The sequence below is a fragment of the Neisseria perflava genome, from assembly GCF_019334725.1.
GTDB lineage: Bacteria > Pseudomonadota > Gammaproteobacteria > Burkholderiales > Neisseriaceae > Neisseria > Neisseria subflava_A.
Map to the genome: position 1 here is coordinate 13,307 of NZ_CP079818.1, position 14,559 is coordinate 27,865.

General features: G+C 52.3%; 13 protein-coding genes. 8 read left to right on the forward strand and 5 right to left on the reverse strand.

The annotated features are described in order from the left end of the window. Positions 1-160: 160 nt before the first annotated feature. Both aat and fur read right to left on the reverse strand, forming a co-directional pair. On the reverse strand, positions 161-907 hold the full coding sequence (gene aat, locus LPB400_RS00080) for a leucyl/phenylalanyl-tRNA--protein transferase (RefSeq protein ID WP_070460638.1): 747 nt from the start codon (positions 905-907) through the stop codon (positions 161-163). 77 nt (positions 908-984) lie between these two features. Then, positions 985-1,482 (reverse strand): ferric iron uptake transcriptional regulator, encoded by a 498-nt coding sequence (fur, locus tag LPB400_RS00085; RefSeq protein WP_003682812.1) that lies wholly within the window; start codon positions 1,480-1,482, stop codon positions 985-987. 151 nt (positions 1,483-1,633) lie between these two features. Here fur and LPB400_RS00090 point away from each other — a divergent pair, with 151 nt between their 5' ends. The 4 genes from LPB400_RS00090 (at position 1,634) to gyrB (ending at position 6,411) form a co-directional block, all read left to right on the forward strand. Further along, complete coding sequence (locus LPB400_RS00090; RefSeq protein WP_003682810.1) at positions 1,634-2,029, forward strand: outer membrane protein assembly factor BamE; 396 nt, start codon at positions 1,634-1,636, stop codon at positions 2,027-2,029. A 9-nt stretch (positions 2,030-2,038) separates the two neighbouring features. After that, positions 2,039-2,848 (forward strand): 4-hydroxy-tetrahydrodipicolinate reductase, encoded by an 810-nt coding sequence (gene dapB / locus LPB400_RS00095; protein WP_070460532.1) that lies wholly within the window; start codon positions 2,039-2,041, stop codon positions 2,846-2,848. A gap of 90 nt (positions 2,849-2,938) precedes the next feature. Further along, entirely contained in the window at positions 2,939-3,826 is an 888-nt protein-coding gene (gene prmA, locus LPB400_RS00100) for a 50S ribosomal protein L11 methyltransferase (RefSeq protein WP_070460534.1), read from the forward strand. A 194-nt stretch (positions 3,827-4,020) separates the two neighbouring features. Next, on the forward strand, positions 4,021-6,411 hold the full coding sequence (gene gyrB / locus LPB400_RS00105) for a DNA topoisomerase (ATP-hydrolyzing) subunit B (protein WP_219088999.1): 2,391 nt from the start codon (positions 4,021-4,023) through the stop codon (positions 6,409-6,411). 79 nt (positions 6,412-6,490) lie between these two features. On the opposite strand, the gene LPB400_RS00110 is transcribed toward gyrB, so the two are convergent. Next, a complete protein-coding gene (locus tag LPB400_RS00110) occupies positions 6,491-7,120 on the reverse strand; it encodes a hypothetical protein (RefSeq protein ID WP_219089001.1) in 630 nt (209 codons plus the stop codon). Positions 7,121-7,236: 116 nt separating this feature from the next. Next, the gene (gene queA / locus LPB400_RS00115) at positions 7,237-8,265 is read right to left on the reverse strand and encodes a tRNA preQ1(34) S-adenosylmethionine ribosyltransferase-isomerase QueA (RefSeq protein WP_219089003.1); all 1,029 of its coding nucleotides are present in this window, start codon (positions 8,263-8,265) and stop codon (positions 7,237-7,239) included. 355 nt (positions 8,266-8,620) lie between these two features. Between queA and accB the strand changes: the two genes are divergently transcribed. The 4 genes from accB to katA all read left to right on the forward strand — a co-directional run bounded on the left by accB (position 8,621) and on the right by katA (position 12,551). Continuing rightward, a complete protein-coding gene (gene accB, locus LPB400_RS00120) occupies positions 8,621-9,079 on the forward strand; it encodes an acetyl-CoA carboxylase biotin carboxyl carrier protein (protein ID WP_219089006.1) in 459 nt (152 codons plus the stop codon). 71 nt (positions 9,080-9,150) lie between these two features. Then, complete coding sequence (locus tag LPB400_RS00125; RefSeq protein ID WP_003684175.1) at positions 9,151-9,342, forward strand: YqaE/Pmp3 family membrane protein; 192 nt, start codon at positions 9,151-9,153, stop codon at positions 9,340-9,342. A 29-nt stretch (positions 9,343-9,371) separates the two neighbouring features. Next, positions 9,372-10,733 carry an acetyl-CoA carboxylase biotin carboxylase subunit gene (gene accC, locus LPB400_RS00130; RefSeq protein ID WP_219089008.1) on the forward strand — a complete coding sequence of 454 codons (1,362 nt, stop codon included), beginning with the start codon at positions 9,372-9,374 and terminating at the stop codon, positions 10,731-10,733. Between the two features lie 303 nt (positions 10,734-11,036). Further along, on the forward strand, positions 11,037-12,551 hold the full coding sequence (gene katA, locus LPB400_RS00135; RefSeq protein ID WP_219089010.1) for a catalase: 1,515 nt from the start codon (positions 11,037-11,039) through the stop codon (positions 12,549-12,551). A 303-nt stretch (positions 12,552-12,854) separates the two neighbouring features. Here the strand turns inward: katA and groL are convergent, their stop codons facing one another. Next, positions 12,855-14,489 (reverse strand): chaperonin GroEL, encoded by a 1,635-nt coding sequence (groL, locus tag LPB400_RS00140; RefSeq protein WP_049322649.1) that lies wholly within the window; start codon positions 14,487-14,489, stop codon positions 12,855-12,857. Positions 14,490-14,559 lie beyond the last annotated feature (70 nt).

The window sequence follows — 14,559 nt, forward strand, 5'->3', positions numbered from 1 at the left end:
TATTAACATGATTAGCGCCGAGCGTTACACGGCCGGATTTTGGTTAAGCCAAGATTTTCAGACGGCCTGTTCAAGAGAGTTGAATCGTATTTATTTTCCAACCGGTTTCCCAATCACAATATGCAGACTGTCGATTCTGCCGACACACCGTGCCGATAAATCAATCTTCGCCGCCAATCTTTTGCAGAAGATTTTCAGCCACCACGCCGCATTCGATATTCCGCTTTAACGGTTTCGCGTTCAAATCTTTCAAGGCCGTCTGAAAGTCGGCGAAATCCATCAACTGCGAACCGAAACGGCGCATATGTTCCGTATCCTGCTGACAGTCTATCAGCGCAACGCCCAAATCCTCCAAAAACGGTACGGCGCAGGCAAACGCAATCTTTGACGCATCGGGACGCAAAGCAAACATCGATTCGCCATAAAACACGCAGCCGATTTGCACGCCGTAAAACCCGCCTGCCAACTGCATTTCGCCTTGCTCATCCGGCAGCCAGCATTCAAACGAATGCGCATGCCCCTGATGGTGTAGCTTCAAATAGGCCGTCTGAAACGCAGGTTCTATCCACGTTCCGTCCTGTTCTGGACGCGGCACATTGGCGCAATGGGCAATTACTTTTTCAAAACAGCGGTTGACCGTTACCCGATACGGCTTGTGGCGCAAAGTTTTGGCGAGCGAACGGCCTATATGCAGGCTTTCCGGCACAATCACGGCTCGCGGCGCAACCGCATACCAGAAAAACCAACCATCGCGGCTAAACCACGGAAAAATCCCCTGCCCATACGCCGACAACAGCCGCCCCGTATCCAAATCGCCGCTGACGCCGACCAAGCCGTCGCATTCTGCCAAAGCGTAAGACGGGTCGGGGAAACGATAATCCCGTGGCGCAAGAAAAGGAATCTTCATCGTAAAGCCCATAAAGTTTCAGACGGCCTCAGGCTGAAAATGCCCAAGGCCGTCTGAAAAATCAACATACAAACTGCTTAACGTTTGGTTTTGGTTTGGCATTCGCCGCATACGCCATACATATACAGCGCGTGATCGACGATGCGGTAGCCGTTTTCTTCGGCGATTTTGTCCTGCAGCGCTTCGATTTCCGGATTGTGGAATTCGGTTACTTCGCCGCATTTCACGCAGACGATGTGGTCGTGGTGATCGCCTTTGTCCAATTCGTAAACCGCTTTGCCGGTTTCAAAATGGTGGCGTTGCAAAATGCCGGCCTGTTCAAACTGGGTCAGCACACGGTAAATCGTCGCCACGCCGATTTCCACACCCTCTTCCAACAGGATACGGTACACATCTTCCGCACTCAAATGCTCCTCGGCATGAGTCTCGAACAAGTCCAAAATTTTCAAACGTGGACCCGTAACTTTCAAACCGCTGTCTTTCAATTGCGCAATGTTGCTGAATTTTTCCATAATATTCAATATCCCTGTAAGGTAATAACCGTTATAATACGCACTTTCCGCCCGTTTGCCCACTATTGGGCCGTTAAAGGGCGGCAATCTGCCGCCGGTCTTGCAATTGAAAATCGGCGAAAAGAAAAATTAAGAAGATGATTATCGTTTGCTTTTTGAAAATATTCAAGCGATGATAAACATCTTTCCCGAAATGACACAGAAAGGTAAGCCCGTGAATAAAGCCTTATGCCTTGCCATCGCCGCTATTTTAGGTCTGGCCTCATGCAGTGCCGAGCGCGTATCCAACTTTCCATCCTACAAACTCAAAATCATTCAAGGTAACGAGCTCAATCCCCGCGCCGTTGTTTCCCTGCGCCAAGGTATGACCCGCGACCAAGTCCAACTGCTGCTCGGTACGCCGCTCCTGCGCGACGCCTTCCATGCCGACCGCTGGGATTACACTTTCAACACCAGCCGCAACGGCATCATCAAAGAACAAAGCAACCTGACCCTGTACTTTGAAAACGACGTCCTCGCACGCGCCGAAGGCGATGCCATTCAAAAATCCATCGAAGCGGTTCAAGCCGGACAAAACGTCGTTCCGACCACCGAAACCAAGCCGCAATAAGGAAGCCTCATGAGCGCATTGAAAATCGCCATTGCCGGCGTCAACGGTCGCATGGGCCGCGTCTTGGTTGAAGCAGTCAACAACCATCCCGATGCCGTCCTCTCCGGCGCACTCGAACATTCCGGTTCGGAAGTATTGGGTTTGGATGCAGGCTTCGCCTCCGGCCTCAAAACCGGCGTTACTATTTCAGACGACGTGGATGCCGTACTGGATCAAAGCGATGTCCTCATCGACTTTACCCGTCCCGAGCCAACCCTGAAACACCTGCAAAAATGCGTGGAAAAAGGCGTCAACATCATCATCGGCACGACCGGTTTTGACGACGCAGGCAAAGCCGCCATCCAAGCCGCAGGCGAAAAAACAGGCGTTGTCTTCGCAGCCAACTTCAGCGTCGGCGTCAACCTGACCTTCCACATCCTCGACACCGTCGCCCGCGTGTTAAACGAAGGCTACGACATCGAAATCATCGAAGGCCACCACCGCCACAAAGTCGATGCCCCAAGCGGCACCGCGTTGCGCATGGGTGAAGTCATTGCAAACGCCCTCGGCCGCGACCTCAAAGAATGCGCCGTTTACTGCCGCGAAGGCCACACTGGCCCGCGCGATCCGTCCACCATCGGTTTTGCCACCATCCGCGCAGGCGACATCGTCGGCGACCACACCGCCCTCTTCGCCACTGACGGCGAGCGCGTGGAAATCACCCACAAAGCCAGCAGCCGCATGACCTTTGCCGCCGGTGCCGTACGCGCCGCAGTTTGGGCAAACGGCAAAAAAGGCCTGTACGATATGCAAGACGTACTGGGTTTGAAAAACCAATAAACCTGCATCATCAGGTTTCATACCTTACAAGGCCGTCTGAAAGCACAACGTCGATTTTCAGACGGCCTTATTAACAAAGAAAGCCCCACCATGTCCTATCAACAAATCACCATCAACGTCAACGATGCCGTCGCCGAACGCCTTGCCGACGCGCTGATGGAACACGGCGCATTGTCCGCCGCCATTGAAGATGCCTACGCCGGTACAGAAAACGAGCAGGCCATTTTCGGCGAGCCGGGCATGCCGACCGAGCAAATCTGGCAACAAAGCAAAGTCATCGCCCTTTTCGGCGAAAGCGACGATGCCGCTTCCATTATCGAAGCCGCCGCGCAGGAATGCGGTTTGAACGATTTGAAATACACCGGCGAAATCCTTGAAGATCAAGACTGGGTACGCCTGACCCAAGCGCAATTCGACCCGATTCAAATTTCCGACCGCCTGTGGATTACCCCGTCTTGGCACGAAGCACCCAACGGCAACGCCGTCAACCTGCAACTCGACCCGGGCCTTGCCTTCGGCACAGGCAGCCATCCGACCACCCGCCTCTGCCTCAAATGGCTGGACACGCAGCTCAAAGGCGGCGAAAGCGTATTGGACTACGGCTGCGGCTCAGGCATTTTGGCCATTGCCGCCCTCAAACTCGGCGCAGGCTCGGCCATCGGCGTAGATATTGACGAACAAGCCATCCGCGCCAGCAAAGACAATGCCGCGCAAAACAACGTCGATGCGCAGTTCTACCTGCCGGACGGCTTGCCGCAAGGCCAATTTGATGTCGTTGTCGCCAACATTCTGGCAAACCCGTTGCGTATGCTCGGCGAAATGCTTGCCGCGCGTACCAAACAAGGCGGCCGCATTGTTTTATCCGGCCTTTTGGACGAACAAGTCGAAGAACTCAGCGGCATTTACAGCCAATGGTTTGACATCGATCCTGCCGAAATCGAAGAAGGCTGGGCGCGATTGAGCGGCGTCAAACGCTAAACCTGTTTTCCGATACAAAGGCCGTCTGAAATTTAATCTTTCAGACGGCCTTTTTGCACTTAAAACGCTGAATATTCCAGCAAAATCAGGTATAATTGCCTATTATTTTGACCTTTCGGAACACATCCGCCGCGCCCGTTTGACATTTCATTGCGCGCACGGAAAAATTCCTTGAAATTCAGCAAGAAAAGACCATGACTGACCAAAAACACGAAGAATACGGCGCCGACAGCATACAAGTGCTGGAAGGCTTGGAAGCGGTACGCAAACGCCCCGGTATGTATATCGGCGACACGCAGGACGGCAGCGGCCTGCACCACATGGTGTTCGAGGTGCTCGACAACGCCATTGACGAAGCGCTCGCCGGACATTGCGACAAAATCACCGTAACCATCCATGCCGACAACTCCGTCAGCGTGGCCGACAACGGCCGCGGCATGCCGACCGGCATCCACCCGAAAGAAGGCCGCTCCGCCGCCGAAGTCATCATGACCGTCTTGCACGCGGGCGGCAAATTCGACAACAACAGCTACAAAATCTCCGGTGGCCTGCACGGTGTAGGCGTGTCCGTCGTCAACGCGCTGTCCGACTGGGTAACGCTGACCATCTACCGCGACGGCAAAGAACACTTCGTCCGCTTCGTACGCGGCGAAGCCGAAGAGCCGTTGAAGGTTGTCGGCGATTCCGACAAAAAAGGTACAACCGTACGCTTCCTCGCCAGCAGCGAAACCTTCGGCAATGTCGAATACAGCTTCGACACCCTTGCCAAACGTATCCGCGAACTTTCCTTCCTCAATAACGGCGTAGACATTGAACTGATCGACGAACGCGACGGCAGACACGAAAGCTTCGCCCTCTCCGGCGGCGTGGCCGGCTTCGTGCAATACATGAACCGCAAAAAAACGCCGTTGCACGAAAAAATCTTCTACGCGTTCGGCGAGAAAGACGGCATGAGCGTGGAATGCGCGATGCAATGGAACGACAGCTACCAAGAAAGCGTGCAATGTTTCACCAACAACATTCCGCAACGCGACGGCGGCACCCATCTGACCGCACTGCGCCAAGTGATGACCCGCACCATCAACAACTATATCGAAGCCAACGAAGTGGCCAAAAAAGCCAAAGTGGAAACCGCCGGCGACGATATGCGTGAAGGCCTGACCTGCGTTTTGTCCGTCAAACTGCCCGACCCGAAATTCTCATCGCAAACTAAAGACAAACTGGTTTCCAGCGAAATCGGCCCCGTTGTCAACGAAGTCATCAACCAAGCCTTGACCGACTTCCTTGAAGAAAACCCGACCGAAGCCAAAATCATCACCAGCAAAATCGTCGATGCCGCGCGCGCGCGCGAAGCCGCCCGCAAAGCACGCGAAATTACCCGCCGCAAAGGTGTGATGGACGGTTTGGGCCTGCCGGGCAAACTTGCCGACTGCCAAGAAAAAGACCCTGCCCTGTCCGAACTCTACCTCGTCGAGGGCGACTCTGCAGGCGGTTCCGCCATGCAAGGCCGCGACCGCAAATTCCAAGCGATTTTGCCGCTCAAAGGTAAGATTTTGAACGTCGAAAAAGCACGTTTTGAAAAAATGCTGGCCAGCCAAGAAGTCGCCACGCTGATTACCGCTCTAGGCGCGGGCATCGGCAAAGAAGAATTCAATGCCGAAAAACTGCGCTACCACCGCATCATCATCATGACCGATGCCGACGTGGACGGTGCGCACATCCGCACCCTGCTCCTGACCTTCTTCTACCGCCAAATGCCCGAGCTGGTCGAACGCGGCTATATCTACATCGCCCAGCCGCCTTTGTACAAAGCCAAATACGGCAAACAAGAGCGCTATCTCAAAGACGAACTGGAAAAAGACCAATGGCTGCTCGGTTTGGCCTTGGAAAAAGCCAAAATCGTTTCAGACGGCCGTACCATCGAAGGCGAAGAGCTTGCCAATACCGCCAAACAATTCCTGTTGGCCAAAACCGTCATCGAGCAAGAAAGCCGCATCATTGACGAACTCGTCCTACATGCCATGCTGCACGCTTCGCCGGTCGACCTCAGCACGGCAGAAAGCTCAGACCGCGCCGTTGCCGAATTGAGCGGCCTCTTGGACGAAAAAGAAGTCGCGCTCGAACGTATCGAAGGCCACGAAGGACACCAGTTCATCAAAATCACTCGCAAGCTGCACGGCAATGTGATGGTGAGCTACCTCGAGCCTAAGTTCCTCAACAGCAAAGCCTACCAAACCCTTACCCAAACCGCCGCCGCACTCAAAGGCATGGTCGGCAAAGGGGCGAAGCTCTACAAAGGTGACAACGAGTACGACATCGACAGCTTTGAAGGCGCTTTGGACATCTTGATGAGCGTTGCCCAAAAAGGCATGTCCATCCAACGATACAAAGGCTTGGGCGAGATGAATCCGGAACAACTTTGGGAAACCACGATGGATCCTACCGTCCGCCGTCTCCTGAAAGTCCGCATCGAAGACGCCATCGCCGCCGACGAAGTGTTCGTCACCCTGATGGGCGACGAAGTCGAACCGCGCCGCGCCTTCATTGAAAACAACGCCCTGCTGGCACAAAACATCGACGCCTAAGCATGGAAAGATAAAAGGCCGTCTGAAAAACGATTTTCAGACGGCCTTTTGGTTTTTTTATTTATTCACAATATTCTTTTTATAATCCAAAGTCCGATAACTTTTTGTGTTTACTTTCAAGTAAATCATGAACAAATTGCGGTTCTATTTCTAATAATGATTTTACAGTATCATGGATTTCCCAATACCGTTTACTTGGATGGTCAATAATATGCTGTAGATATTCCTTAACGAGCGGCACATACTCTATAAACTGCATTTTCGTGACCAGCCAAAACAACTCACTGATAGAAAAATCTGCCGATGACGCTTTACGAATAATTCTAGCTATAGAAGGAAAGATTTTCTGGCGTGCATCATCACCTTTTTGCTGACTCTGACCTGCTTTAGATGCCCAGTAACTGATACAAGCAGACAAGATATGCCGATCTGTATCATCATATCCATGTAAACGATGATCAATCATTCCCTCTGTCTTCCCTTTCTCAAACATCAAAACCAAAGTATCAAAGCCTTCATCAATACCCCAATGAGCAAGCAAGCGTGCTGAATCAAATTGCAATACCTTATTTTCATTGGATAGCAATTCGATTAATCCATCTATCCTCTCTTGCGGCACATCCTCCAAGTCAAGCTCTTCTGGAATCGTCGTATAGTCCACATTTTCCGGTACGCTATACAGCAAAAAATCTATTTTTTTCTCATTCATTAATTTGACCCTTAGGCAACTTACTTCAGCCGCATATTTTAATAGAGCGTTTCAACTGATTTGGATGCTGGACAATCCCAAATAACCAGTTTGAAACGCTCCAATCTGCTTCCGCTTTATTCCGCTTTTCCCAAAATCATCGCATCGCCATAGCTGAAAAAGCGGTATTCCTGTTCCACCGCATGGCGGTAAACGCTGCGGATATGCTCCATGCCCGAAAACGCGCTGACGAGCATCAGCAAGGTTGATTTGGGCAGGTGGAAATTGGTAATCAATCGGTCGGCAACATTGAAGCGGTAGCCCGGCGTAATGAAAATATCGGTATCGCCGCGACCGGCTTTCAGACGGCCTGTTTCGCGTGCGGCGGATTCCAAGGCGCGCATGGAGGTTGTGCCCACTGCCCACACTTTATTGCCGCGCGCTTTGGCGGCTTCAACGGCGGCAACGGTCTCGGCCGGTACGTCAAACCACTCGCTGTGCATTTTGTGTTCTTCAATTTTATCGACACGCACGGGTTGGAATGTGCCGGCGCCGACGTGCAGGGTGACTTCTGCGGTTTCTACGCCTTTGGCTTTCAGACGGCCCAACAACTCATCGGTAAAGTGCAAACCCGCCGTTGGCGCGGCCACTGCGCCTTGATATTTGGCGTACACGGTCTGATAGCGGCTGTCGTCTTCATCGTCGGCCGCGCGTTCGATATAAGGCGGCAACGGCAAATGGCCGTTTTGCTCCAAAAGTTCGTAAACGGTTTGCTCGCCTTCAAATTTCAGGCAAAACAATTCTTCCGCACGCTCCATCATGACGGCGCGGATATCGCCTTCAAAAATCAATTCTGTACCCGGTTTCGGCGATTTGGACGAGCGGATATGCGCCAATGCGGTATGCGCGTCCAATACCCGTTCAATCAGGGCTTCGATTTTGCCGCCGCTGGCTTTTTGGCCGAACAGGCGCGCCTTCATCACTTTGGTATTGTTAAACACCAGCACATCGCCCGGTGCGACATAATCGGGTAAATCGCCGAAATGTTTGTCTTTAATCGGCAATGTAGGCAAGGCAACCAGAAGCCTGCTGCTGCCGCGCACTTCCGGCGGATGCTGGGCAATCAGTTTTTCGGGCAATTCAAAATCAAAATCGGAAATATCCATTGTCGTGCATACTTAAAAAAACAGGCGCCATTATACGCGCAAAGTTGGTTTTCAGACGGCATGTTTTGTCGAAAAACCAATAAATTAGAATAAACGCTCTCGGGAAAATTACCTTTTAACGAAAATCAGCGTTCCTTTCTTTTTTCGCCGAAAAACGCCTTTTTTCTATCTTTTACTGGACATTTACCGACAAGTTCGGGAAAATAACCAGATTCATTTCTCAGGCTCCGCCCTGTTCCGACATTATTTAAACGCCGGATGGCAAACCTGCCTTCCGACGTCTCAGGAAATCATCTAAAACCACAGCGGCGCATACCCAATATGCACTTTATGCCGCGCTAAAGAAGGAAAAGCAATGGATTTGCGTAAATTAAAAAAACTGATTGATTTGGTCGAAGAATCAGGCATTGCAGAAATTGAAGTTACCGAAGGCGAAGAAAAAGTCCGCATTACGCGTACCATTGCCGCCGCAGCTCCTGTTTATGCTGCTCCGGCCCCTGCCGCAGCCGCTCCGGTTGCCGCCCCTGCTGCTGCTCCGGCCGCAGCCGCTCCAGCCGCCGCCCCTGCCGCTCGCGATTTGTCCAACGCACAAAAATCGCCTATGGTCGGTACGTTCTACCGCGCTCCCGGCCCGAACGCCGCCGCTTTTGTCGAAGTCGGCCAACAGGTTAAAGTCGGCGATACTTTGTGTATCATCGAAGCCATGAAGCTGATGAATGAAATCGAAGCCGAGAAATCCGGTGTCGTTAAAGAAATTCTGGTTGAAAACGGTACTCCGGTCGAATACGGCGAGCCGCTTTTCATCATTGAATAATCCGTTTTTTCAGACGGCCTTCAGTTTCGAGGCCGTCTGAAATTCCTTTTTCTGTTCATTAAGGACAAAACATGCGTCTGATTTTGGCTATTTTCTTGCCTTGGTTGCAGTTTTTCACCATCGGCCGTCCGATTGCAGGCATCATCTGTCTGATTCTGCAATGTACGCTGGTTGGCTGGATACCGGCAGCCATGTGGTCGGTTTACGCCTTGAGCCAATACAAAACCGACCAAAAAATCCGCAACGCATTAGGCGGCCGCTGAGGCCGTCTGAACCATCCGGAAAGATTATCATGCTGAAAAAAGTATTGATCGCCAACCGGGGCGAAATCGCCCTGCGCGTCCTGCGTGCCTGCCGTGAAATGGGCATCGCCACCGTCGCCGTCCATTCCGAAGCCGACAAAGACAGCCTGCACGTCAAACTCGCCGACGAATCCGTGTGCATCGGCCCTGCCGCATCTGCACAAAGCTACCTCAACATTCCCGCCCTCATTGCTGCCGCCGAAGTAACCGAAGCCGACGGCATCCACCCGGGCTACGGTTTCCTCGCCGAAAACGCCAATTTTGCCGAACAAGTCGAACAATCCGGCTTTGTCTTCATCGGCCCTAAAGCTGACACCATCCGTCTGATGGGCGACAAAGTATCCGCCAAACACGCCATGATCGAAGCCGGCGTGCCTTGCGTTCCCGGCTCTGAAGGCGCATTGCCAGACGATGGCGAAGAAATCCTCAAAATCGCCGATAAAGTCGGTTATCCCGTCATTATCAAAGCCTCCGGCGGCGGTGGCGGTCGCGGTATGCGCGTCGTCGAGAAAAAAGAAGACCTCCTCCAGTCTGTCGAAATGACCAAAGCCGAAGCAGGCGCGGCATTCGGTAACCCGATGGTTTACATGGAACGCTATCTGCAGCGTCCGCGCCACGTCGAAATCCAAGTGATTGCCGACGAATACGGCAACGCCATCTACCTCGCCGAGCGCGACTGCTCCATGCAGCGCCGCCACCAAAAAGTCATCGAAGAAGCACCTGCTCCGTTCATCACTGAAGAAGAACGCGCCAAAATCGGCAAAGCCTGTGCCGACGCTTGCAAACGCATCGGCTATCGCGGCGCAGGTACGTTTGAATTCCTGTACGAAGACGGCGAATTCTTCTTTATCGAGATGAACACTCGCGTTCAGGTTGAGCATCCGGTTACCGAGCTCATCACCGGCGTGGACATCGTCCAAGAGCAATTACGCATCGCATCCGGTCTACCGTTGCAATACAAACAGGAAGACATTCAAGTCGAAGGCCACGCGTTTGAGTGCCGTATCAATGCCGAAGACCCGTACAACTTCATTCCAAGCCCGGGCCTGATTGAAAGCTGCCACCTGCCCGGCGGCTTCGGCATCCGCGTCGACAGCCACATCTACCAAGGCTACCGCATCCCTCCTTACTACGACAGCCTGATCGGCAAAATCTGCGTCATCGGTAAAGACCGCGACCAAGCCATGGCAAAAATGCGCGTAGCCCTTGCCGAGCTGGCGATTACCGGCATCAAAACCAATACGCCGCTGCACCGCGACTTGTTCAGCGACCCAGGTTTCCAAAAAGGTGGCGTCAGCATCCACTACTTGGAACATTGGTTGGAAGAACGCAAAGCCAAACTGGATAAATAATCCTTTGTTTTGACTAAAAATAAGGCCGTCTGAAACGCAAAATAAAGTTTCAGACGGCCTTTTTTATAGCTTAATTATTAATAAAAACTAATGAAATTTAATTTCTGATTATTAATATTAATTCTAAATCGATTTCATAGTTCCAATAGTTAAAACCTTTCTGTATAGTTCTTTTAATAGTTAACAGCAAAAGGAAATAAAATGTCGATACAAGAAATTTATGAGGATCAAGAAACCGGCTACGAATATGCCTTCCGGCAAATCGTTTTATAAACCACTGACCATTTCACAAAGGAAATAACTATGTCCATCTCCAAATGCCCAGTTACCCACCTGACCATGAACAACGGCGCGCCTGTTGCCGACAATCAAAACAGCCTGACCGCCGGTCCGCGCGGCCCTCTGCTGGCGCAGGATTTGTGGCTGAATGAAAAACTTGCCGACTTCGTGCGCGAAGTCATCCCCGAACGCCGTATGCACGCCAAAGGTTCGGGCGCGTTCGGTACGTTTACCGTGACACACGACATCACAAAATACACCCGCGCCAAAATCTTCAGCGAAGTCGGCAAAAAAACCGAGATGTTCGCCCGTTTCACCACCGTGGCAGGCGAGCGCGGCGCAGCCGATGCGGAACGCGACATCCGCGGCTTTGCGCTGAAGTTTTATACCGAAGAAGGCAACTGGGACATGGTCGGCAACAACACGCCTGTGTTCTTCCTGCGCGACCCGCGCAAATTCCCCGACCTGAACAAGGCGGTCAAACGCGACCCGCGCACCAATATGCGCTCCGCCACGAACAACTGGGATTTCTGGACGCTGCTGCCCGAAGCCCTACACCAAGTCACCATCGTCATGAGCGACCGCGGCATCCCCGCCAGCTACCGCCATATGCACGGCTTCGGTTCGCATACATACAGCTTCTGGAACGAAGCGGGCGAGCGTTTTTGGGTGAAATTCCATTTCCGCAGCCAGCAAGGCATTAAAAACCTGACCAACGAAGAAGCTGCAAAAATCATCGCCGACGACCGCGAAAGCCACCAGCGCGACCTGTACGAAGCCATCGAGCGCGGCGAGTTTCCGAAATGGACGATGTACATCCAAGTCATGCCTGAAGCCGATGCGGAAAAAGTGCCTTATCATCCGTTTGATTTGACCAAAGTTTGGCCGAAAAAAGACTATCCGCTGATTGAAGTGGGCGAATTCGAGTTAAACCGCAATCCCGAAAACTTCTTCGCCGATGTGGAACAATCCGCCTTCGCACCGAGCAACCTCGTTCCCGGTATTGGCGCCAGCCCCGACAAAATGCTGCAAGCGCGTTTGTTCAATTACGCCGATGCGCAGCGCTACCGTTTGGGCGTAAACTTCCGCCAAATCCCCGTCAACCGCCCACGTTGCCCTGTTCACAGCAACCAGCGCGACGGGCAAGGCCGCGCCGACGGCAACTATGGCAGCCTGCCGCACTACGAACCCAACAGCTTCGGCCAATGGCAGCAACAGCCCGACTTCGCCGAACCGCCTTTGAAAATCAACGGCGACGCGGCTCACTGGGACTACCGCCAAGATGATGACGACTATTTCAGCCAACCGCGCGCCTTGTTTAACCTGATGAACGACGCGCAGAAACAGGCTTTGTTCGGCAATACCGCCGCAGCTATGGGCGATGCGCCTGACTTCATCAAATACCGCCATATCCGCAACTGCCACCGTTGCGACCCGGCATACGGTGAAGGCGTAGCCAAAGCCCTTGGACTGACTGTCGAAGATGCTCAAGCAGCACGAGCCAACGACCCGGCTTTAGGTCAACCTGGTTTACTGTAAGGAGGCATTATGTGGATAGAAATTGAAGAACTCTTGTCTCAAGCTGTCCGATACAGCCGTTCAAACAAAAAGTAACGGTTTAGATCATTAAGCAGGCCGTCTGAAACGCAAAATAAAGTTTCAGACGGCCTTTTTTAATGATGAAGTTTATTTGATTGCTTCTGATTCAATGGAACTGGCTACCCTTATTTCTCTGCAAATCATGGCATACCCCTCACCATCTCACGCTTCTACTGGCAAATAAAAAACCGCACGGCTGCTTGCCGTGCGGTTTTGCTTTTTATCTGAAGGTTTCAGACGGCCTTACATCATGCCGCCCATACCACCCATGCCGCCCATATCAGGCATAGCAGGTTTTTCTTCAGGGATTTCAGCGATCATGCAGTCTGTGGTCAGCATCAGGCCGGCGATAGATGCGGCGTGTTGCAGAGCAGAACGGGTTACTTTGGCTGGGTCGAGTACGCCCATTTCGATCATGTCGCCGTATTCGCCGGAACCTGCGTTGTAACCGTAGTTGCCTTTGCCTTCCAGCACTTTGTTCACAACCACGCTAGGTTCGCCGCCTGCGTTGGCAACGATTTGGCGCAGAGGAGATTCAACGGCGCGCAATACGATTTGTACGCCTGCGTCTTGGTCGGCATTACCGGTATGCAGGTTTTCCAAAGCAGCACGGGCACGCAACAGGGCTACGCCGCCGCCTGCAACCACGCCTTCTTCAACGGCTGCGCGGGTAGCGTGCAGCGCGTCTTCCACGCGGTCTTTTTTCTCTTTCATTTCCACTTCGGTAGCGGCACCGACTTTGATCACTGCCACGCCGCCGGCCAGTTTAGCCACGCGCTCTTGCAGTTTTTCTTTGTCGTATTCGCTGGTTGCGGTTTCGATTTGTTGGCGGATTTCGGCAACACGCGCTTCGATTTGGGCTGCGTCGCCGAAGCCGTCGATAATGGTGGTGTTTTCTTTACCGATTTCGATGCGTTTGGCTTGACCCAAATCGTCCAAAGTCGCTTTTTCCAGAGACAGGCCGACTTCTTCGGAAATCACCACACCGCCGGTCAGGATAGCGATGTCTTGCAACATGGCTTTGCGGCGGTCGCCGAAGCCAGGGGCTTTAACGGCAACGGTTTTCAGAATGCCGCGGATGTTGTTCACCACCAAAGTTGCCAAGGCTTCGCCTTCTACGTCTTCAGCGATAATCAACAACGGACGGCTGGCTTTGGCCACTTGTTCCAAAACAGGCAACAAGTCACGGATATTGCTGATTTTTTTATCGAACAACAATACAAACGGATTGTCCAAAGCTGCGATTTGTTTTTCAGCGTCGTTGATGAAGTAAGGAGACAGGTAGCCGCGATCGAACTGCATACCTTCAACCACGTCCAGCTCGTTTTCCAAAGATTTGCCGTCTTCAACGGTAATCACACCTTCTTTGCCGACTTTTTCCATCGCTTCAGCGATAATCGCGCCGACTTGTTCGTCAGAGTTGGCAGAAATAGAGCCGACTTGAGCGATTTCTTTAGAAGTATCGCAAGGTTTGGCGATGTTTTTCAGCTCGTCAACCAAAGCGGCAACGGCTTTGTCGATACCGCGTTTCAGGTCGGTCGGGTTCATGCCGGCGGTAACGTATTTCATACCTTCGGCAACGATGGATTGCGCCAATACGGTTGCAGTAGTGGTACCGTCGCCGGCTACGTCGTTGGTTTTAGACGCAACTTCTTTCACCATTTGCGCGCCCATGTTTTCGAATTTGTCTTTCAATTCGATTTCTTTTGCAACAGACACACCGTCTTTAGTGATGTGCGGGCCGCCGAAAGCGCGGTCAAGTACCACGTTACGGCCTTTAGGGCCCAAAGTTACGCGTACGGCGTTTGCCAATACGTTGACGCCGTTTACCATTTTTTGGCGAACTTCATTGCCGAATTGTACGTCTTTTGCTGCCATTTAAATTCTCCAAATCAATATTAAAAATCCGTTCGAGGCCGTCTGAAAACTTCATGTTCGATTCAGACGG